17 protein-coding genes are annotated in these 19,921 nt (G+C 63.3%); 4 read left to right on the top strand and 13 right to left on the bottom strand.

Features of this window, described 5'->3' with window-relative positions:
* Positions 1 to 107 precede the first annotated feature (107 nt).
* Complete coding sequence (gene metE / locus E1748_RS05580; protein WP_133646132.1) at positions 108 to 2,402, bottom strand: 5-methyltetrahydropteroyltriglutamate--homocysteine S-methyltransferase; 2,295 nt, start codon at positions 2,400 to 2,402, stop codon at positions 108 to 110.
* Between the two features lie 142 nt (positions 2,403 to 2,544).
* Here metE (E1748_RS05580) and cobF point away from each other — a divergent pair, with 142 nt between their 5' ends.
* Positions 2,545 to 3,312 carry a precorrin-6A synthase (deacetylating) gene (gene cobF, locus E1748_RS05585; RefSeq protein ID WP_240766337.1) on the top strand — a complete coding sequence of 256 codons (768 nt, stop codon included), beginning with the start codon at positions 2,545 to 2,547 and terminating at the stop codon, positions 3,310 to 3,312.
* 57 nt (positions 3,313 to 3,369) lie between these two features.
* On the opposite strand, the gene E1748_RS05590 is transcribed toward cobF, so the two are convergent.
* Both E1748_RS05590 and metE (E1748_RS05595) read right to left on the bottom strand, forming a co-directional pair.
* Positions 3,370 to 4,653, bottom strand: coding sequence for a cystathionine gamma-synthase family protein (locus E1748_RS05590; protein WP_133646133.1), 1,284 nt, complete (start codon positions 4,651 to 4,653; stop codon positions 3,370 to 3,372).
* A 253-nt stretch (positions 4,654 to 4,906) separates the two neighbouring features.
* Positions 4,907 to 7,198 carry a 5-methyltetrahydropteroyltriglutamate--homocysteine S-methyltransferase gene (gene metE / locus E1748_RS05595; RefSeq protein ID WP_133646134.1) on the bottom strand — a complete coding sequence of 764 codons (2,292 nt, stop codon included), beginning with the start codon at positions 7,196 to 7,198 and terminating at the stop codon, positions 4,907 to 4,909.
* 109 nt (positions 7,199 to 7,307) lie between these two features.
* Here metE (E1748_RS05595) and E1748_RS05600 point away from each other — a divergent pair, with 109 nt between their 5' ends.
* Positions 7,308 to 8,222: a LysR family transcriptional regulator gene (locus tag E1748_RS05600; RefSeq protein WP_133646135.1), complete on the top strand. Its 915-nt coding sequence runs from the start codon at positions 7,308 to 7,310 to the stop codon at positions 8,220 to 8,222.
* An 11-nt stretch (positions 8,223 to 8,233) separates the two neighbouring features.
* Here E1748_RS05600 and E1748_RS05605 read toward each other — a convergent pair whose 3' ends face one another.
* Both E1748_RS05605 and E1748_RS05610 read right to left on the bottom strand, forming a co-directional pair.
* Entirely contained in the window at positions 8,234 to 9,190 is a 957-nt protein-coding gene (locus E1748_RS05605) for an ABC transporter permease (RefSeq protein ID WP_240766505.1), read from the bottom strand.
* A 98-nt stretch (positions 9,191 to 9,288) separates the two neighbouring features.
* Positions 9,289 to 10,773, bottom strand: a complete 1,485-nt coding sequence (locus E1748_RS05610) for a sugar ABC transporter ATP-binding protein (protein ID WP_133646137.1) — start codon at positions 10,771 to 10,773, stop codon at positions 9,289 to 9,291.
* A gap of 127 nt (positions 10,774 to 10,900) precedes the next feature.
* Here E1748_RS05610 and E1748_RS05615 point away from each other — a divergent pair, with 127 nt between their 5' ends.
* A complete protein-coding gene (locus tag E1748_RS05615) occupies positions 10,901 to 11,860 on the top strand; it encodes a LysR family transcriptional regulator (protein ID WP_133646138.1) in 960 nt (319 codons plus the stop codon).
* Positions 11,861 to 11,883: 23 nt separating this feature from the next.
* Here the strand turns inward: E1748_RS05615 and E1748_RS05620 are convergent, their stop codons facing one another.
* The 8 genes from E1748_RS05620 to E1748_RS05655 form a co-directional block, all read right to left on the bottom strand.
* Positions 11,884 to 12,267 (bottom strand): hypothetical protein, encoded by a 384-nt coding sequence (locus tag E1748_RS05620; protein WP_133646139.1) that lies wholly within the window; start codon positions 12,265 to 12,267, stop codon positions 11,884 to 11,886.
* An 82-nt stretch (positions 12,268 to 12,349) separates the two neighbouring features.
* Entirely contained in the window at positions 12,350 to 13,282 is a 933-nt protein-coding gene (locus tag E1748_RS05625) for a 2-hydroxyacid dehydrogenase (RefSeq protein ID WP_133646140.1), read from the bottom strand.
* Positions 13,283 to 13,299: 17 nt separating this feature from the next.
* The gene (locus E1748_RS05630; RefSeq protein WP_133646141.1) at positions 13,300 to 14,091 is read right to left on the bottom strand and encodes a class II aldolase/adducin family protein; all 792 of its coding nucleotides are present in this window, start codon (positions 14,089 to 14,091) and stop codon (positions 13,300 to 13,302) included.
* Positions 14,092 to 14,126: 35 nt separating this feature from the next.
* On the bottom strand, positions 14,127 to 15,473 hold the full coding sequence (locus tag E1748_RS05635) for an MFS transporter (RefSeq protein WP_133646142.1): 1,347 nt from the start codon (positions 15,471 to 15,473) through the stop codon (positions 14,127 to 14,129).
* A 103-nt stretch (positions 15,474 to 15,576) separates the two neighbouring features.
* Positions 15,577 to 16,833 (bottom strand): serine hydrolase, encoded by a 1,257-nt coding sequence (locus E1748_RS05640; RefSeq protein WP_420819288.1) that lies wholly within the window; start codon positions 16,831 to 16,833, stop codon positions 15,577 to 15,579.
* Positions 16,827 to 17,081 carry an H-NS histone family protein gene (locus E1748_RS05645; protein ID WP_133646143.1) on the bottom strand — a complete coding sequence of 85 codons (255 nt, stop codon included), beginning with the start codon at positions 17,079 to 17,081 and terminating at the stop codon, positions 16,827 to 16,829. The genes E1748_RS05640 and E1748_RS05645 overlap by 7 nt, the downstream gene beginning before the upstream one ends.
* A gap of 482 nt (positions 17,082 to 17,563) precedes the next feature.
* On the bottom strand, positions 17,564 to 17,872 hold the full coding sequence (locus E1748_RS05650) for a hypothetical protein (RefSeq protein WP_133646144.1): 309 nt from the start codon (positions 17,870 to 17,872) through the stop codon (positions 17,564 to 17,566).
* 79 nt (positions 17,873 to 17,951) lie between these two features.
* Positions 17,952 to 18,845 carry an alpha/beta fold hydrolase gene (locus tag E1748_RS05655; RefSeq protein ID WP_133646145.1) on the bottom strand — a complete coding sequence of 298 codons (894 nt, stop codon included), beginning with the start codon at positions 18,843 to 18,845 and terminating at the stop codon, positions 17,952 to 17,954.
* Between the two features lie 124 nt (positions 18,846 to 18,969).
* Here E1748_RS05655 and E1748_RS05660 point away from each other — a divergent pair, with 124 nt between their 5' ends.
* Positions 18,970 to 19,860, top strand: a complete 891-nt coding sequence (locus E1748_RS05660; protein ID WP_133646146.1) for a LysR family transcriptional regulator — start codon at positions 18,970 to 18,972, stop codon at positions 19,858 to 19,860.
* Positions 19,861 to 19,921: the final 61 nt, after the last annotated feature.

A 19,921-nucleotide genomic window follows, 5' to 3' on the forward strand; every position in this document is an offset into this window, starting at 1 on the left:
ATTTAATCGTTCGATGAATTCTTACCGTGTGTTGCCCGACTGCAACATGGAGTTGACTTCCGGGCTCGCACTCAAGAACGACGGTTCATCGCAGTTCGATGAGGTGTTCAGGCCGCAACCGCACTCGCCTCTTCGGCTTCGAGTTTTTGCCGCACAGCCCTTGCAGCCGCAATCATGTTGGTCAACGCGGCTTCGGTCTCCGGCCAGCCGCGTGTCTTTAGCCCGCAATCCGGGTTGACCCACAGACGCCCAGCGGGGATCACGCTGCACGCGCGCTCGAGCAGCTGCTGCATCGCAGCGACGCTGGGTATGCGCGGTGAATGCGTATCGTAGACGCCGGGACCGATGCCGTTCGGATACGCGAACGCGCCGAAGCCGTCGAGCAGTTCCATCGACGAACGCGACGTCTCAATCGTGATCACGTCCGCGTCGAGGGCCGCGATCGACGGGAGGATGTCGTTGAACTCCGAATAGCACATATGCGTGTGAATCTGCGTCGCGTCCGACACACCGCCCGCCGCGATCCTGAACGCACGTGTCGCCCATTCGAGGTACGTCGCCCAGCCATCCTTGCGCAACGGCAAGCCTTCGCGAAACGCGGGCTCGTCGATCTGGATGATGCGGATGCCGGCTTTCTCGAGGTCGACGACCTCGTCGCGGATGACCAGCGCGAGTTGCAGTGCCGTCGTGGAGCGCGGCTGGTCGTCGCGCACGAACGACCATTCGAGCATCGTCACGGGGCCGGTGAGCACGCCTTTCAGCAAACGGTCCGTCAGCGATTGTGCGTAACACGCGGCATCGACGATCATCGGTTCGGGCCGATAGATGTCGCCGTACACGATCGGCGGCTTCACGCATTGCGAACCGTAGTTCTGGACCCAGCCGTTTTCCGTCGACGTGCAGCCCCACAACTTGTCGGCGAAAAACTCGATCATGTCGTTGCGTTCCACTTCGCCGTGCACGAGCACGTCGAGGCCGAGTTCTTCCTGCTTGCGCAGCACGGTGGCCGTTTCCGCGCGCATCCGTTCGAGGTAGTCGAGCGCGCTCAGTTCACCGCGCCGGTACGCAGCACGCGCGTGGCGAATCGCCGGCGTCTGCGGGAATGAGCCGATGGTCGTGGTCGGTAGTAGCGGCAGCTTCAGCGAATGACGCTGCACGCGGTTGCGAACCTCGAACGGGCTCTTGCGTGCGACCATCGCGTCCGTGACGGTCGCGAGCCTTCTTTGCACGAGGACGTTCGTCACCGCGCTTGAAGCGCGTCGTGCGTTCAGTGCGTGGTCAGCGGCCGCAAGCTGCGGCTCGGCTGCGGCGGGATCATGCAACGCGAGCGCGATCGTGCCTATTTCATCGAGCTTTTCGGTCGCGAATGCGAGCCATGACTTCAGATCGGGATCCAGCCGCTTTTCCGATGCGAGCGTAACCGGCACATGCAGGAACGAGCACGACGGCGCGATCCACAGACGATCGCCGCGCTCCGCATGCAACGTCTGCAGCGACTCGACGACTTCGCCGAGATCCGCACGCCAGATGTTCCTTCCATCGATCACGCCGACCGACAGCACCTTGTCCGCGGGCAATGCATCGCGCCATGCATCGAGTTGCTGCGGTGCTCTGACCAGATCGATATGCACGCCATGAACCGGCAGTTGCGCGACGAGCGACGCGTGATTCTCGACGGTGCCGAAATACGTCGCGAGCATCACGTTGACGCCCAGCGTGCCCAGCACGTCGTAGGTCGCAGAGAACGCTTCGAGCCATTCGTCGTCGAGGTCTGCGCACAACGCGGGTTCATCGAGCTGCACCCACTCGATGCCACGTTGCTTCAACTCTTCGAGCACGCGCATGTAGCGAACCACGAGCCTCGGCAGCAACGACAACCGGTCGAAGCCGTTCACATGACTCTTCGACAGCCACAGGTACGTGATCGGTCCGATCAGCACGGGCTTGACCGGCAGATTCAACGCAAGCGCTTCATCGATTTCTTCGAAGAACCAGTCGACCCCACCGTTGAATGTGGTCTGCGGTCCCAGCTCCGGCACGAGGTAGTGGTAGTTCGTATCGAACCACTTGGTCATTTCCATTGCCGGCTGCGCGGCGTTGCCGCGTGCCAGTTCGTAGTACTGGGCCAGCGTCAGTGTCGCGGGCTCGAAGCCGAAGCGCTCCGGCAACGCGCCGAGCAATGCGGTCAGATTCAGCATCTGGTCGTAGTACGCGAAATCGCCGACCGTCACGAAGTCGAGCCGCGCCGCGCGTTGCTGCTCCCAATGACGCGCGCGCAGATCCTTCGCCACGTTGCGCAGATCGGCGTCGCTGGATTCGCCGCGCCAGAACGATTCCTGGGCGAACTTCAGTTCGCGTTGTGCGCCGATGCGCGGAAAGCCGTGTATGTGAGTGCGAACCATGATGAACCCCAGACTGAAGGCAGACAGTTTGAAAGTCGCGCTATGATTCAACAAGCGACATGTTTTCATCATCCTATGAAGCGCATTCATACGAACCGTATGCCAATGCCTGCTCTCTCCGGTCGCGCTCCCAGGAATTCAAGTGACAAAGAAAATTCTGATCATCGGAATTGGCGCCGGCAATCCGGACTACATGACCGTGCAGGCGATTCATGCGCTGAACCAGGCCGATGTGTTCTTCGTGATGGATAAGGGCGCCGCGAAAGAAAAGCTGATCGCGCTACGCAAGCAGATCATCGAACGGTTCGTGACCGATGACCGTTATCGGATCGTCGAAGCCACCAGCCCCGAGCGTCGACGCGACGACGTCGATTACCGCGTTGCGGTCGACGAACTGAATCGCGACAAGCAGCAGATCTTCGAACGCCTGATCTCCGACGAACTGGGCGAAGGACAGACAGGCGCGTTCCTCGTATGGGGTGATCCCTCGCTTTACGACAGCACGATTCGCATCGTCGAAACGATCGCGAAGCGCGGCACGCACACGTTCGACTATGACGTGATCCCCGGCATCAGCAGCATCCAGGCGCTTGCCGCGCAACACAGGATTCCGCTGAATCTGATCGGCCGCTCGATCGAGATAACAAACGGCCGGACGATCGCGGAAGGATTCCCGGCCAACGTCGACAGCGTGGTCGTGATGCTCGACGCGCAGAACGCGTACCGGCAGCTAGCAGACGAAGACCTCGACATCTACTGGGGCGCCTACGTAGGCACGCCCGACGAAATCCTGATCGCCGGAAAGCTGCGCGACGTGATGGACGAAATCGAACGCGTCAGGGCAGACGCCCGCACGAAGCACGGCTGGATCATGGACACATATCTGCTGCGCAGACGCGAGCATTCGTGACGCAATGCCGTGCGCGCTCCGCGTGATAGCGAGCCGCACGGCATGCGTGTCTTCGCATCAGCAGTGTTCCAATGCGTTCGATAGATCGGCGATCAGATCGTCGGGATGCTCGAGTCCAACCGACACGCGAATCAATCCCTCCGACACGCCTGCGGTAGCACGTGCTTCAACGGGAACGCCAGAGTGCGTGGTGGATGCCGGATGGCAGATGAGCGATTCCGTGCCGCCTAAGCTCACTGCCGATTTGAACAGCGTCAAACCGTTGATGAATCTGAACGCCTGCTCGCGCCCGCCATCGAGAATGAAAGCAAACGTGGACCCCGGCCCGGTGCATTGACGCCGATACACAGCCTGATAAGCAGGATCGTCGATCAGCTCAGGATGGAGAACCTTCACCGGACGATGCGGATTGTCCGCGAGCCATCGCGCAACCGCACTCCCGCTGCGCGCCGCCTGCTCCATGCGCAACACCAGCGTCTCCATCGAGCGCGTAATCATCCACGACGAATGCGGATCGAGTTGTGAGCCGAGCGAGCTACGGATCGCGCGAACTTTCGCCACCAGACTGCGATCGCCGGTCACGCCGCCCGCGACCAGATCGCTATGGCCGCCGATGTACTTGGTCAACGAATACACGCTCAGGTCGATGCCCTGCTTCGCCGGCTTCTGATACAGCGGCCCCAGCAACGTGTTGTCGCACACCGAAAGAGGACGGTAGCCGTGACGCGTTTCGAACGCATCGATCTCGTTGCGCAATCCGTCCATATCGAATAACGCATTCGTCGGGTTCGCGGGCGTTTCGATGTAGCACATGCGCACGCGGCCCTTCTGCGCGGCCGCTTCGAGCGCGTGGCGAATCGCTTCGACCGACAGACCGTCGGCGATCGTCTGCGAACTGATGCCCCATTCGGGCAGGAACTTCGAAATTAGCGTCTCGGTGCCGCCGTACAGCGGCGCGGATTGCACGACGCAGTCACCAGGCCGCAGAAATGCCAGCAGGATCGCTGCGATCGCGGACATACCACTCGACGTCACGACAGCCGCTTCGGAACCGTCGAGCAGCGCAAGACGATCCTCGACGATCTCGAGATTCGGATGGTTGAAGCGACTGTAGACGAGGCCCGCACTTTCGCCTTCCGGCGGCGACTTGCGGCCCGACACGATGTCGAAGAATTCGGCGCCATCCTCAGCGGTGCGAAACGCGAATGTCGACGTCAGGAAGACCGGCGGCTTCACCGACCCTTCCGACAGGAACGGATCGTAGCCATACGACATCATCTGGGTTTCGGGGTGCAGATCGCGGTTCGCAATCTGACGCTTGTGATAATTGCGATAGGTCATCGCTTTCTCCGTGCCATGTCGTAGGAAAGATTGAACGGTAGCGGCAATCCCGATGCGCATCGATGCCGGAGAGGGTCGCCCTTCCGGCGCAGCGCGTAGCCATGCTACTCCATCGCGACGATTCGTCGCGAGCCCGATGACGAAGAAAACACGGCGGAGAAAAACAAAAATCCCGGGCGCGACCCGGGATCGATTGAAGTGTGATGTTGCCGTTATGCGGACCGGGCGCACACGCGACGCGTGTGCGCTAGCCTTAGACCAAAGCCCGCAACGTCTTCGCCGCAGCGACCATATTCGTCAGCGCCGGAATGACCTCTTCCCACTGACGCGTCTTCAGACCGCAATCCGGATTCACCCACAGACGTTGCGCAGGAATGCGTTCGGCCGCTTTCTTCATCAGCTTCACGATGTGCTCCTGCGTCGGGATGTTCGGCGAGTGAATGTCGTACACGCCCGGGCCGATTTCGTTCGGATAGTTGAAGTGATCGAATGCATCGAGCAACTCCATGTCCGAGCGCGACGTCTCGATCGTGATCACGTCGGCGTCCATGTCGGCGATCGACGCGATGATGTCGTTGAACTCCGAATAGCACATGTGCGTGTGAATCTGCGTTTCGTCTTCGACACCGTTCGCGGTAATGCGGAACGACGCAACGGCCCAGTCGAGATATTCCTTCCATTGCGATTTGCGCAGCGGCAGACCTTCGCGCAACGCGGCTTCGTCGATCTGGATCACACGCACGCCGGCCTTCTCAAGATCGAGCACTTCCTCGCGGATCGCCAGCGCGAGCTGGTAGCACGACACCGAACGAGGCTGATCGTCGCGCACGAACGACCAGTTCAGGATCGTCACCGGACCGGTGAGCATGCCCTTCATCGGCTTCGCGGTCAGCGACTGCGCGTACTTGATCCACTCGACCGTCATCGCCTTCGGGCGACTGATGTCGCCGAACAGGATCGGCGGCTTCACGCAACGCGAGCCGTACGACTGCACCCAGCCGAACTGGCTGAACGCATAACCGTCGAGCTGTTCGCCGAAGTACTCGACCATGTCGTTGCGTTCGGCTTCGCCGTGCACCAGCACGTCGAGCCCCAGCGCTTCCTGCTCGCGCACACTGCGTTCGATCTCGGCCTGCATCGCGGCCTTGTAGCCGGTTGCATCCAGTGCGCCGCGCTTGAACTCACTGCGTGCATGGCGGATGGTGCCGGTCTGCGGGAACGAACCGATCGTCGTCGTCGGGAAAGCCGGCAGGTTCAGCAATGCGGCCTGTCTGTCGGCGCGCGTCGGGTACGCGTGCTTGCGTTGACCCAGCGCGGGATTGATTTTCCCGAGCGCGGCCTTGACCGTCGGGTTGTTCACACGCGACGAAGCACGACGTGCGTGAATCGCGGCCTGATTCGCAGCAAGCTCGGCTTTCACAGCGTCGCGGCCCTGATTCAACGCAGCGGCCAGCACCTTCAGTTCGTCGAGCTTCTGCAACGCGAACGCGAGCCATGAGCGAACTTCCGCGTCCAGCTTCTGCTCGCTGTCGAGATCCACCGGCACATGCAGCAGCGAACACGACGGTGCGATCCACAGGCGATCGCCAAGACGCTTCGCAACCGGCTCGAGCCAGTCGAGCACGCCGGTCAGATCGGTCTTCCAGATATTGCGGCCGTTGATCACGCCCAGCGACAGCACGCGATCCTGCGGCAGGCGAGCAATCGCAGCCTCGACTTCGGCACGCGCATTGATCGCATCGAGATGCAGGCCTTGCACCGGCAGCTTGCAGACCAGCGGCAGGTTATCGAGCAACTGGCCGAAGTACGTCGCCAGCAGCAGCTTCACGTTGCTATTCGACAGCGCGTCGTAGGCTGTGACGTACGCCTGTTGCCATTCGGCGGACAGTTCGGTGACGAGAATCGGCTCGTCGATCTGCACCCATTCGACGCCTTGCGCAGCCAGCGTCGCCAGCAACTCCGCGTACACCGGCAGCAGACGCGGCAGCAGCGCCAGCTTGTCCGACTCGTCCTTGGCCTTGCCGAGCGCGAGGTACGTCACCGGACCGACGATCACCGGCTTCGCCTTCACACCCTGCGCACGTGCTTGCGCCAGTTGTTCCAGCAGACGCGATGCATCCAGCCTGAATTCGGTCGCCGCGCTGAACTCGGGGACGATGAAGTGATAGTTGGTATCGAACCACTTCGTCATTTCGCCGGCTGCGACACCCCCGCAACAGGCGGCGTGCTCGTCGGCACCTTTGGCCGAACGTCCGCGCGCAACGCGGAAATAGTTATCGAGCGTGTCGCCATGGAAATCTTGAACCCGCTTCGGCAGATTGCCGAGCGTGAAGCTCATGTCCAGCACCTGGTCGTAGAACGCGAAGTCGCCGACCGGCGCGAGATCGAGGTTCGCCTGGTTTTCCCAATGCCGCTGACGCAGCTGCGCGCCCAACGCCTTCAGTTCGTCGAGCGACGATTCGCCCTTCCAGTACGACTCCAGCGCGAATTTCAGTTCGCGCTTCGCGCCGATGCGGGGGAAGCCGAGATTGTGTGTCGTTGCCATCGTGTCGTCTTGATCCGGTCAGTTGCAGGTCTGCCGATCGTAGCGAACGCGGTATATGAAGTAAAATGGTCTTAATTCACCCAACCATTAGTTTCACTCATACACGATCATGCTCGAGAGAACCCATCTGGCAATCGTTCAGGCAGTGGACGAGCACGGCTCGCTGACGGCGGCGGCGGAAATCCTCTGCGTGACTCAATCCGCACTCAGCCACTCGATGAAAAAGCTCGAACAGCAGCTGGGCACCGACATCTGGTTACGCGAAGGACGCAATCTGCGTCTGACCCAGGCCGGCGAATATCTGCTGGCCGTCGCGAACCGCGTGCTGCCGCAACTCGACCTCGCGGAAGAGCGTCTGCGCCAGTACGCGCAGGGCGAGCGCGGCGCGCTGCGCATCGGGATGGAATGCCATCCGTGCTACCAGTGGCTGCTCAAGGTGGTATCGCCGTATCTGGCGCGCTGGCCCGACGTCGATGTCGACGTGAAGCAGAAGTTTCAGTTCGGCGGAATCGGCGCGCTGTTCGGCTATGAGATCGATCTGCTCGTCACGCCCGATCCGCTGCTCAAGCCGGGACTGCGCTACGAACCCGTGTTCGACTACGAACAGGTGCTGGTGGTGAACCGCGAACATCCGCTGGCCAAAGTCGACTATGTGAAGCCCGAGCAGTTAACGCAAGAGGTGCTGGTCACCTATCCGGTCGAGACCGACCGGCTCGACATCTACAACCAGTTTCTGATGCCCGCCGGCATCACGCCGCGACGCCACAAGACGATCGAGACCACCGACATCATGCTACAGATGGTCGAGAGCGGCAGAGGCGTGACCGCGCTGCCGCGCTGGCTGGTGGAGGAGTACGCCGACAAGATGAACCTCGTTCCGGTGCGGCTGGGACGCAAGGGTATCGCCAAGCAGATTTTTCTCGGTGCGCGCGAGACCGATATCGACATCGATTATCTGAAGGCGTTTATCGAGCTCGCACGCAAACCGGCGATGGCCGCGATCAAGCCACGGCGAGCGCGATAACGCAGCGGCCGTTAACTTCTCGCCCCCGCATCGCGCCCGATACCGAACGTCAACGCAAGCGCCCCAACCAGCAACACGCCTTTGATGAAATCCTGCATGTAGTACGGCGCATTGAGCATCGTCAGGCCGTTCAGCAGCACACCGACGAACACCGCGCCGACCACCGTGCCGAACACGTTCGGCCGCTTCGTGCCCCACACCGCATAGCCGACGAGCGCGGCGGCGACCGCATCCAGCAGCATCGAATGACCGGCGCTGACGTCGCCGCGTCCGACTCGCGCAGCAATCAGCACGCCGCCCAGCGACGCGATCGCTCCCGACGCCACATACGCCGCGACGCGATAGCGCGCAGTCGGCGCGCCTGCGAGCCGCGCAGCCGTCTCGTTGCCGCCGATCGCGTAGATCACGCGGCCCCAGCGCGTCGTTTCCATCACGACGCACGCGAGCACCGTCAACACGACCAGCAGCACGACCGGCACCGGCACGACGTCGAACAGACGCAACCTGCCCAGCGCGAGAAACGCATCGGGAAACGTGCCGGTCGTTTCGGTGCCGTCGGGCAGCACCGTGCCCGACGCGAGCGAGCGGCCACCGGTCGGAATCAGTTGCAGGCCGGCGAGCAGGAACAACGTGCCGAGCGTCGCGAGCTGATCGGGCACGCGCAACCGCGTGATCAGCAGGCCGTTGAACAGCCCCGCGCCGACGCCGAGCGCGAGGCATACAACGACCGCCGCGAGCGCGTTGCCATGCCACACGATCAGCACATAGCTCGCCGCCATCTGCGCGGACGCCGCAACGCTACCCACCGACAGATCGAAGCCGCCCGCAGCCAGCGTAATCGTCACGCCGATGCCAAGCAACGCGACGATCGACACGGCCTGCAGGATGCTGAACAGGTTGTCGACGTTGAGGAACGCCGGCTCTTTCGCAGTGAAGATGACGATCAGCAGTGCGAGCACGATCAGCATGCCGGTGCGTTCCAGATGCGTGCGCCATGCGACACGTACACGGCGTGTGGTCGGACTGGACACGGTGTCCTGAGGCGTTGCGGAAACCAGGTCGGTCTTCATAATGGAACGTGATGAACAGGTTCGGAATCGATCGTGCCGCGATCAAAGTGCACTACTCGATCAGCGATCTCGAACGCCTCTTCGAGATCGCTGACGAAGACGAGCGTCGCGCGTTCGTGCGCGTGCGCGCGCAGCGTGTCGACGATATCGGCACGCGCGCCCGCGTCGACGCCCTGAAACGGTTCGTCGAGCAGCAGTAGTCCCGCGGGTTGCGCATGCCAGCGTGCGAGCACGACCTTCTGCTGATTACCGCCGGAGAGCTTCGTCAGACGATCGGCGGGACCGGTGCAGCGGATGCCGAAGCGTTCGATCGCATCGGCTGCTGCACGCGCTTCGACCGCGCGTCGCACTGTGCCGCGCGGAAACCAGCGCGACAGGAACGGAAAGCTGATCGTCCCCGCGATCGACGCGAACGGCACGCTGTCCGCGAACAGCGACGTGCGCCAGCGATCTTCGCCGGCGAGGAACACGCCCGCGCGAATTGCATCGGCGGATGAACGCGGTTGCCACGGTTTGCCGTCGAGCGACATGCGGCCCGCTGCCAGCCGTTCCGCGCCGAAAATCGCACGCGCCAGACGCGACTTGCCACCGCCGACCGGTCCCGCGATCGCGACGATTTCGCCGCGTTGGACGGCGAGATCGAATGGTGTTGCATGTGTCGTGAGCTGCACGTTCTGCGCGCGGAAGCCCGACGCTGTGTCAGCCGGCTGCGTATTAGTTGTGTTGAACGCCGCGCGGGCATGCCGCAACGGCCGGCCGATCATCGTTTCGACGGCCGCATCGAAATCGATCGGCGGATGCAGGTCGGCGACGATGCGTCCGTCGCGCATGATCGCCACGCGATCCGCAAGACGGCGCAGATCGCCGAGACGATGCGACACCAGCAGGATCGCGACGCCTTCCGCGCGCAACGTGTCGAGCAGCGTGAACAGCCGCTCGGCTTCGGGCGCGGACAGGCTCGCGGTGGGTTCGTCGAGAATCAGCAGCGAGGGTCGGGTCGCGAGTGCGCGCGCGAGCGTGACGAGCTGCTGTGCGGCAAGCGACAGCGACGCGAGCGGTGCCGACAGATTCACGTCGAGACCGACACGCGCGGCGAGCGGCAGCGCGCTACGCAGACGCGCTGCCGGCGGTGTACGCCATGACGCGGTCGCATCGCACAGCTGGTCGAGCAGCAGGTTGTCCGCAATCGATAGCGACGGCACGACCGCATCGGCGATCGATTGATGCACGGTCGCAATACCGAGCCGCTTCGCGGCCTGCGGCGAATCGGGTGCAAACGTTCTGCCCGCAAGCGACAACGCCCCCGCGTCCGCGCGATACACGCCGCTCAGGATTTTCACGAGCGTCGACTTGCCCGCGCCGTTCGCACCCATCAACGCGACGATCTCGCCCGTGCCGATCGACAGATCGACGCGATCGAGCGCAACGGTCGCGCCGAAACGCTTCGCGACAGCGGAAACAGTGAGGACGGGAGACGGCATTGGTAGCAGACGAGGCGGAGAGACGACCGGTCATGCTAGCGATGCGTGTGAGGAGCGCCAACGAAGTGTTGGTCATATGGTTATCAGGCACAATCTGCAATCACCTGCCTGCTTCCAGCCCCCCACAATGACCACCCCCGACCGCGCCGCACTACTCAACGATCGCCTCGACTGGAACCTGCTGCGCACGTTTCTCGTCATCGCGCGCGAGCAGAGCGTCAGCCGTGCAGCGGCGCGGCTGCACATCACGCAGCCTGCAGTCAGTCATGCGCTGCGGCGGCTCGAAGAACAGCTCGGACGAAAACTCGTCCAGCGCAACGGACCGCGCATCGAGATCACACCGGCCGGCGAGGAAGTGCGCGAACTCGCCGAGGAAATCTACGGCAGCATCTCGCGGCTCGCCGACGAACAGCGCGGCCCGCTCGCAGAGGTCCGCCTCGACATCACCGGACACGTACGACTCATCACCGTGAGCGGCGTCGCGTTTCCGCTGTACGACGAATTTCTCGCGCAGTTTCATCGCCGCTATCCGGGCATCGATTTCGACGTGCAGGTGCTGCGCAGTGCCGATATCGTCAGCGCACTGCTGCAACGCACGGCCACCGCGGCGCTCGCGCTCACGCGTCACACCGGCAAGCGCATCGAGCATCAGGTGTTCATGCCGGAGCGTTACGCGCTCTATTGCGGCAAGCATCATCCGCTGTTCGGCCGCAGCGGGCTCACCACCGCGGATCTGCTGAACGAGAACTTCGTGTCGTTCGCCGCCGATCAGATCGGCGATTCGCTGTCGGCGCTCACGTGGTTCCGCGACAAGCACGGCTTCGCGGGACGCGTCGTCGCGACGTCCGCGAGCGTGAACGAAGTACGTCGGTTGATCTATGCGGGGTTCGGGATCGGCTGTCTGCCGGAGCACGTCGCACGCGACGAAGTCGAGCGCGGCCGGATGATGCGTCTGCCGCCCGACGAAGGCGTCGCGGACGTCGACGTTCTGCTGCTATGGGTCGGCGATCAGAAATTCCGCGCAGCCGAGCAGGTGTTTCTCGATGAAACGCGGGAGTTCGCGCGGGAATATCTGGGACGTCTGTGACGCACGCTAACGTGCAGCGATATTCATTCGTCCGGCAACACCGATTTGCCGCGCCGTTTGCGCGGCTTCGGTTCGACGCCGATACGCGGATCGCGCGCGAGCACGAGTGCGGTTAGCGCTTCCGCTGTGTCTTCAAACGCCGCATCCTCCTGCACGACGTAAAGCCATTTCCCCAGCACCGGATGCTGCTGCAACGCGGGCATTTCATCGATCAACGCTGCATGCTGTTCCTGCGACGTACACACCAGCAGACCGTTGAACGGCGCAGCCCGATCGGCTGCGATCAAACATAACCGCCCGTCGATATACGCGGCATCGCTGCCGAACATCCGCTTCGTGATGTAGGTCGGATCGCGTTCGAACGCATCGAAGATCCAGAGGAGTGAATTGCGGATGGAGGAAGGCATCGGCGTGACGGTCGTTAGCGACGAGGATGCCGATGAGCATACCTTTATTTGTCGGGTTCTGGCAGACGTCAACGTTGCCCGCTTAATACCCTTTTCCCCGATCCACCACATTCCGCAACGCGCCCCCCTCAAGCAGCTGCCGCACGTTAAACGCAACCTGCTCGCCAATACATTCGAAGCTCGCCACCGATGCCATATGCGGCGTCACGATCAGATTCGGTGCTTGCCAGTACGCATCGTCTGCAGGAAGCGGCTCGACGTCGAACACATCGACGATCGCACCGCCGAGCCGGCCGTCCTCGAGCGCCGCGAGCAGATCCGCGCGCACGACGTGCTCGCCGCGCCCCGCATGAATCAGCTTCGCGCCGCGCGGCAATACATCGAATGTCGCGCGGCCGAGAATGCCGCGCGTCTGCTCGGTCAGCGGCAGCAAGCAGATGGCGATGTCGAGATCCGCGCAGAATGCGTCGAACTCATCGGCGCGGAACGTCGCGATGCCCGGTAGCGATTTGCGTTCGCGCGACCAGCCGCGCACGTCAAAACCGAAGCGCTGCAACTCGACGGCCACGCGAGCGCCGAGCGTCCCAAGTCCCATCACGCCGACCCTGCGTTGCGCCGCATCGGTCTGCGCGGGTCGCCGCCACAACGCCTTCGACTGGTTCGCGAGCACCGCGTCGAAGTGCCGGTGAAAATGCAGCACGCCCCACGTCGCGAACTCGGTCATCCCCTGCGCATGCGACGGATCGACGACGCGACACAACGGCACATCCGGCAACGTCGGATCGCTGAGAATATTGTCGACGCCTGCGGCGATGCTGTGTACGAGCCTGAGCTTCGGCAACGTCGACAGCGCGCCCGCAGGCGGATTCCAGCACACGGCGATCTCGGCGCCGCCGGCATCGGGATCGCCCGGCAGACAGATGCGCAAACCCGGGACATGCGGACGCAGGTGTTCCTCTAACGGACCGGCAAGCGCAGACAGGTCGAAATCGGCAAGCAACAGAAGGCGTGTCATGAGCGAAACGAAAACGGTTAGCTACGGTAATCGGATGAGCCGTCGCCGATCAGGCGCAACGCGGACTCCCACGCGAGCTGCGTGATGCCGTCCGCGTTCTCGCCGCGAAACTGGCTGGCAGTCAACCGGCACACGTGCTCCGGCGGCAACGTGAGTTCAGCTCCGCCCGCCAGCGCATCGATCTGGATCTGGCACGCGCGCTCGAGAAAATAGATCTCCTGGAATGCAGCGGCCACCGTCTCGCCGCCTGCAAGCAAACCGTGATTGCGCAGGATCATCGCGTTGTTCGCGCCGAGGTCGGCGATCAGGCGTCCGCGCTCGCCGAGATCGAGCGCGATGCCTTCGTAGGCGTGATACGACAGGTGGCCGTAGAACTTCAGCGCGTGCTGGCTGATCGGCAGCAGCCCCTGCTTCTGCGCCGACACCGCCGAACCCGCCGACGTATGCGTGTGCACGACGAAGCGCAGATCGGGCCGCGCCATATGCACGGCCGAGTGGATCGTGAAGCCTGCAGCGTTCACGCGAAAACGCGCGGCGTCAGTAACGTCACCCGCTTCTGCTTCGACGATACGTCCGCTGCCGTCGATCTTCACGAGATCGGACGCGCGCATTTCATGAAACAGCACACCGTAGCGGTTAATCAGAAAATGATGCTCGGGACCGGGCACGCGCGCGGTGATGTGCGTGTCGATCAGGTCGGTCATCCGAAAGTGCGCGACTAGCCGGTACAGGGCGGCGAGTTCGCAGCGCACGGTCCATTCGTCGCTGCTGTAGCGCTGCGCGGCGTGCGAGGTCAAAGGTGCGATCATCGAATCTGTCTCCATCCAAGAGGTCATGCTGCGCGTCAGGCTTCTGCCTGTACCGCGACATCGCGTGCATCGTCACGTACGTCGCCGCGCGACTCAGCCTGGTTCCGATACCGCGCCAACCCGACAATGCCGCCCAGCGACACCAGCGACAACACCGAGAAAAACAGCGCGAGCGGCAACCACTGCCCCTGGTAGCGCTGCGCGATCATCGTACCGATCAGCGGCGTCGTGCCGGCGGCCACCGTCGCGCACAGCTGGTAGGCCATCGAGATGCCGGAATAGCGTACGCGTGTCGGGAACGCTGCGCTCATGAAGCCGGCGATCACCGCGTAAATCGCGGACAACGTGACGACCGCGATCGAAATGCCGATGACGATCGCCACCGGCTGCTGCGTATTGACGAGCACGAACATCGGGTACGGCGTGAAGATCGACACGCATGCGGCCAGCGTCAGGAAACGCGCATCGCCGATCCGCGTCGCGATCAGCGCGGACACCGGCTGCGACAGCAACTGGATGATCGTCACGACGAACAGGCAGTCGAGAATCACCGTGCGCGGAATCGTGAGCCACGTCGTCACGTACGAGATCATGAACGTGTTCGTGAAGAAAAAGCCGGCCGCGCCGATCGTCGTCGCGGCGGCACCGAGCAGGATCGGCCGCAGATGCGAACGCAGCGCTTCGCTAACCGGCGCGGTCGCGAGTTGCCGCGCCGCACGCGCACGCTCGAATTCCGGCGATTCCTCGACACCGAAGCGGATCGCGAGCCCGATCAGCAGCAGCACGAAGCTCGCGAGAAACGGCAGGCGCCAGCCCCACGCGATGAAGCTCGCGTGATCGAGCGACGTCACGACACGAAACGCGATCAGCGTCAGCAGCAAGCCGGCGGGGCTGCCCATCTGCGGAAACGACGCGAAAAACGTCTTGCGTCCCGCCGGCGCATGCTCGCTCGACATCAGCACCGCGCCGCCCCACTCGCCGCCCGCCGCGATGCCTTGCACGATGCGCAACGTGACGAGCAGCACCGGCGCCCACACGCCGATCGACGCGTACGTCGGCAGCAGACCGATGCCGGTCGTCGCGCCGCCCATCAGGAACATCGTCAGCAGCAGCATTTTCTTGCGGCCGAGCCGGTCGCCGAGATGACCGAACACCATCCCCGACAACGGCCGCGCGACGAAGCCCGCGAAGAACGTCGCGAACGACGCAAGCGTGCTCGCGAACCGGTTGGTGCCTGGGAAGAAGACTTCGCCGAGCACCAGTGCGGCGGCGGTCGCGTACGCGTAGAAGTCGTAGAACTCGACCGTGGTGCCGATGAAAGCGGCGGCGGCTGCGCGGACCGGCTGGCGGGATTGAACCGGGTGACTGACCGGATGAGTCATGGCGCCTCGAATATCGTCGGATGAACTGCGGGGAATCACGCAGTTATCCGGAGCCAATATTCGCCCGGCAAATGCCGTTTTTTTATGATCAGTATTACTGGCGTTAATGAAGGCAGAGGCGGCCTCGGAGGCACCGCTGGGTCAATGCAGCGAGCACGACAGCCAGTGGCGGATGTGCAGCGCGTCGGCGAATATGATCGCGCGGGCCGGGCGCGCCGAGCAGCACGACGGTCACCGGATGCCCGTGGATGCGCATGCGCATCACCACGCAATGCCCGGCCTCGTTGATGAAGCCGGTTTTCTGCAGCACGATCGGCGTGCTGCCCGCGCGGACCAGCGGATTCGAGTTGTGATAAACGAGCCGGCCGTGGCCGGGCGCGACGATCTGCGAGTGGTCGGTCGAAAACGTGCGGATCAGCGCATAGCGATCCGCGGCCGCAACGAGACGCGCGAGATCGCGCGCCGTCGATACGTTGTGCGGCGACAAACCGGTCGGATTGACGAACGACGTATGCAGCATGCCGAGCGCGCGCGCCTTCGCGTTCATCGCCGCGACGAAGCGCGGCCGGCCACCGGCGTAATCGCGGCTCAGCGCGGCGGCCGCGCGATTCTCCGACGACATCAGCGCGATGTGCAGCATGTCGCGGCGCGACAGCACCGAGCCGACCTTCAAACGCGAGCCGGTGAATTTGTCGAAATCGCGATCGGCGGGGATGACCGTCAGCCGGCCGGCGAGCGCGCGATGCGCGTCGAGCGCGACGACGGCGGTCATCAACTTGGAAATCGACGCGATCGGGCGCACCTGGTCCGCGTTCTTTGCGATCAATACGGCGTGCGTGCGATCGTCGACGACGTAGACCGCGCGCGAGCGAAGCAGTGAAATTGACGCGGGCGTGTAGCCGCAGCGCGGCAGGAGTGTCTGCGACGGACGTAGCGCGATCGGCGTCGCCTTCGGACGCAGTTGATGCGGCTGACGCAGCTTACGTGTGGCACGGGCAGCACCTCGACCGTGCGCCTGTTTCGGCCCACGCTGAACCTGTCGATGCCGCAATTGCCGTACGTGCCGCGATTCGCGGGAGACTCTCTGTTCGACGCGCCGTTGCGCGTGACGTGAACTGGCTGCGCGCGTTTTCGGCTTTGCGTGTGCCTTGGGATGGGTACGCAACGCGGTCTTCCCCGCATGCGGGCGCACCGGTGGTGCGTGCTGAACCGCACGATGGGTCACGCGAGCACCGGCCTTGCGCGGCGGCTCGTGCGTACCCTGCGCCGCCAGCGCGACATTCAGCCAGAGCAGCGCCGTAATCGCGACCCACAGCCGGACCCAACGCGGAGCGCGGGGAGCGCCCGCGCCGCTCAGCATCGAAAATGCTCGATGTCCTGTCCTGCGTTGATCGCCCGTTTGAGCCAGTCCGGCCGTTCACCCTGGCCGTCCCACTCGTTGCCGTACGCATCGCGATACTTCGGCGTCGACGCGTCCACGAGCAGCGCCGCGGCCAGGTCCTCCATCGAGATATCAAACTCATCCATCCGGTGCCGGATCCACAGAATCAAGCGCTCGCGCGCCTGTCCGTCGAAGTCCAATATCCGTTGTTCTGCTCGTGCTTTCATGACGTACCGGTTTTACCGCGCCGGCCGACCGGCTGTGCGCGCTCGAATAATCCACGACGTCGCAATGGACGACGAAGCCTGTGTCTGAAACAGAACGGCCGGGACGAATACATCCCGGCGTGCTTCCGTGAGGGAAACGACGCCCGACCGATCAATGGGTTACGAAACCACGTCCGCGCAGCGGCACGCGCCTCGCCAGTGAAACCCTTATGCAAGGGATGCTTCTCGATATGCAGGGGATTTTAACATTCATTTTTTTGAGTTTCTGCACCGATATTAACGCAGGCAACCCAGCGGACTCAGGTTTCGCCGGACGCGCGCGCCGCCGTCGAAACCCGTCGACCGTTTCAGCGCGTTCCCGCGACCGCGTCGCCGCTCCGGGCATACGCCGGGTCGCGCGTTTGAACGCAGCGCTATTTCACAGAATGAGTACGTCGCACGGTCGCGACCGGCCTGGGGCAGGCGTCGCGTTGAAACAAACCCTAAACCGCCGGCAGATCGTCGATGGATTTTTCGACGTGACCGTCGGGGATGTCGGTGTCGATGCCGTCGTTGCCGTCCATGTGCGCGACGGTCTTGATCTTCGGCCCGATGAAATTCATCCCGCCGAGGGTAAACAGCGACCAGACGAGGTTGCCGCCGCGGATCGCCGCGACGACATCCGCGACCGCGACGATCTCGTGCGGCGACAGCCACTCGTTGGTCTTTGGATTAATGAGCGCCCATCGCACATGCGTGATGCGGCCGGTACCGTTGTCGATGCGAACGCCGTCGATAGCATACGTCGCCATATGGGCCTCCCTCATCCTGCGAGCTGGTCCGGGCATCGTAACACCACCTGCGCCGACCGCAAGGGGTCGGCGGGTTCGCTCAGGATGCGTCCTTGAGGAAGTCCAGGATCGCGTTCGCGACTTCGCCAGGGGCTTCCCGTTGCGGGAAATGACCGACGCCGTCGAGCAGCGTGCGTCGATAAGGCCCGCTGAAAAAGCGCTCCTTGTTCGCCGAGCTGTCCGGATGATTGCACGCGTCGGCTGCGCCATGCAGCACGAGTGTCGGCACCGCGAGGACCGGCGCGGGATTCAGGCGCTGTTCGTCGGCGTCGTACGCGGGGTCGCCAGGCTCGAAACCCCACCGATGACGATACGAATGCAGCACGACGCTCGCCCAGTCCGGGTTGTCGAACGATGCGGCGGCTTCGTCGTAATCGGCTTGCGTGTACCAGCCGGCCGGCGACCACGTGTCCCACATCTGACGCGTAAAGCCGCGCCGGTCCTGCTCGACCGCTTGCTGTCCGCGCGGCGTCGCCATGAACCAGTGATACCAGTAGTTGCGCGCCTGCGCGTAGCTCAACGCCTGGTGCGGATCGTTCGTCCCATAGCCGACCGACAGCATCACCAGATGCGCCGCCGCGCGATCGCGCAGCCCACATGCATTGGCGACCGCACGCGCGCCCCAGTCGTGTCCCACCAGCGCCGGCTGCTGCACATTCAGCGCATCGATGAACTCCAGCAGATCGCGCCCGAGCGCGGCCAGCTGACCGCTACGCGTCGTGGTTGCATCGCGAAAGCGCGTCGGACCGAAGCCGCGCAACGCCGGACACAGCACCCGATAGTCCGCCTGCGCGAGACGCTCCGCGACCGGCCACCAGCCTTCCGGACTGTCGGGCCAGCCGTGCACGAGCACCACCGTCCGCGCCCCGCCCGGATTCCACTCCAGGTAGCCCACGTCCAGCTTCTGCGTGCGGACAAATGCGTACTCCTTCATCGCTTCCCTCCTCTGTATGGATCGATCCGAAAGAGACAAAGTACGCCGTTTCACTATCTCAATTGATGAAGAATTCCGTGCTATTTTTCACGTTTCACAATCAATCAAACGGACGGCGGCGAACATGGAATCGGCTAGCGTCGGACTGGACATCGTGCTGCTGCGGACCTTCCTCGAAGTGGTCGACACCGGCGGCTTCGCGCTCGCCGCCGAGCAGCTGGCGCTGACCGCGCCGGCCGTCAGCGGACATATCAAACGTCTCGAGCAGGCGGCCGGAACACAGTTGCTGTCGCGGACGACCCGCAGCTTCCGGCTCACACCGGCCGGCGATCTGCTGTACTCATACGCGCGCAACATCGTGCATCTGGAGCAGGAAGCCCGCGCGCGGCTGCGTCATGCGCCGACGGACGAACGTCTACGGATCGGCGCGTCGGAAGACTTCACCGGCGCATGGCTGCCGCACGTGCTGCAAACCTTCAGACGAACCCATCCCGGCGCGAGCGTCCAGTTGAAGGTCGGCGTCACGGCAGACCTCACAAAGGAACTGGAACTCGGCCAGTTCGATCTCGTGTTCGGCAAGCAATGCATGCAGGTGCCGTCGAACGGCACGTTGCTGTGGGAAGAAGAACTGGTCTGGGCATTCGACAGCCACAGCGCATTCGATCCCGATGCCGACGTCCATCTCGCGGTCTTTCCGGAGCCCTGCGTGTATCGCGAAGCCGCGATCAATGCGCTGACGCATGCGGGCAAAGCCTGGCGGGTCGTATTCGAAAGCAGCAGCATGGCCGGGTGTCTGTCCGCCGCGCAGGCGGCGTTCGCGGTGGCGCCGGTCGCGCGCAGCCAGTTGCGCGAGGGCCTGCGCGTCCTCGATGCAGCCGACGGCATGCCGCCTTTGCCGCACACGCAGTTCTATGCGTTCGCGAACGGAACGTCGCATGCCGCGAACGAATTGATTGCCTCAGTCGAAAAGACCGGCAGGGTCCGTGGATTCCGTGCGCCGGCGTTGTCCGCATGACCTCGCCCGCCCTTTCGAAAAATTTTTCGGAAAACCTCTTGCTTATCTACTGATCGATAGA

This window comes from Paraburkholderia flava, assembly GCF_004359985.1.
Classification (GTDB): Bacteria; Pseudomonadota; Gammaproteobacteria; order Burkholderiales; family Burkholderiaceae; genus Paraburkholderia; species Paraburkholderia flava.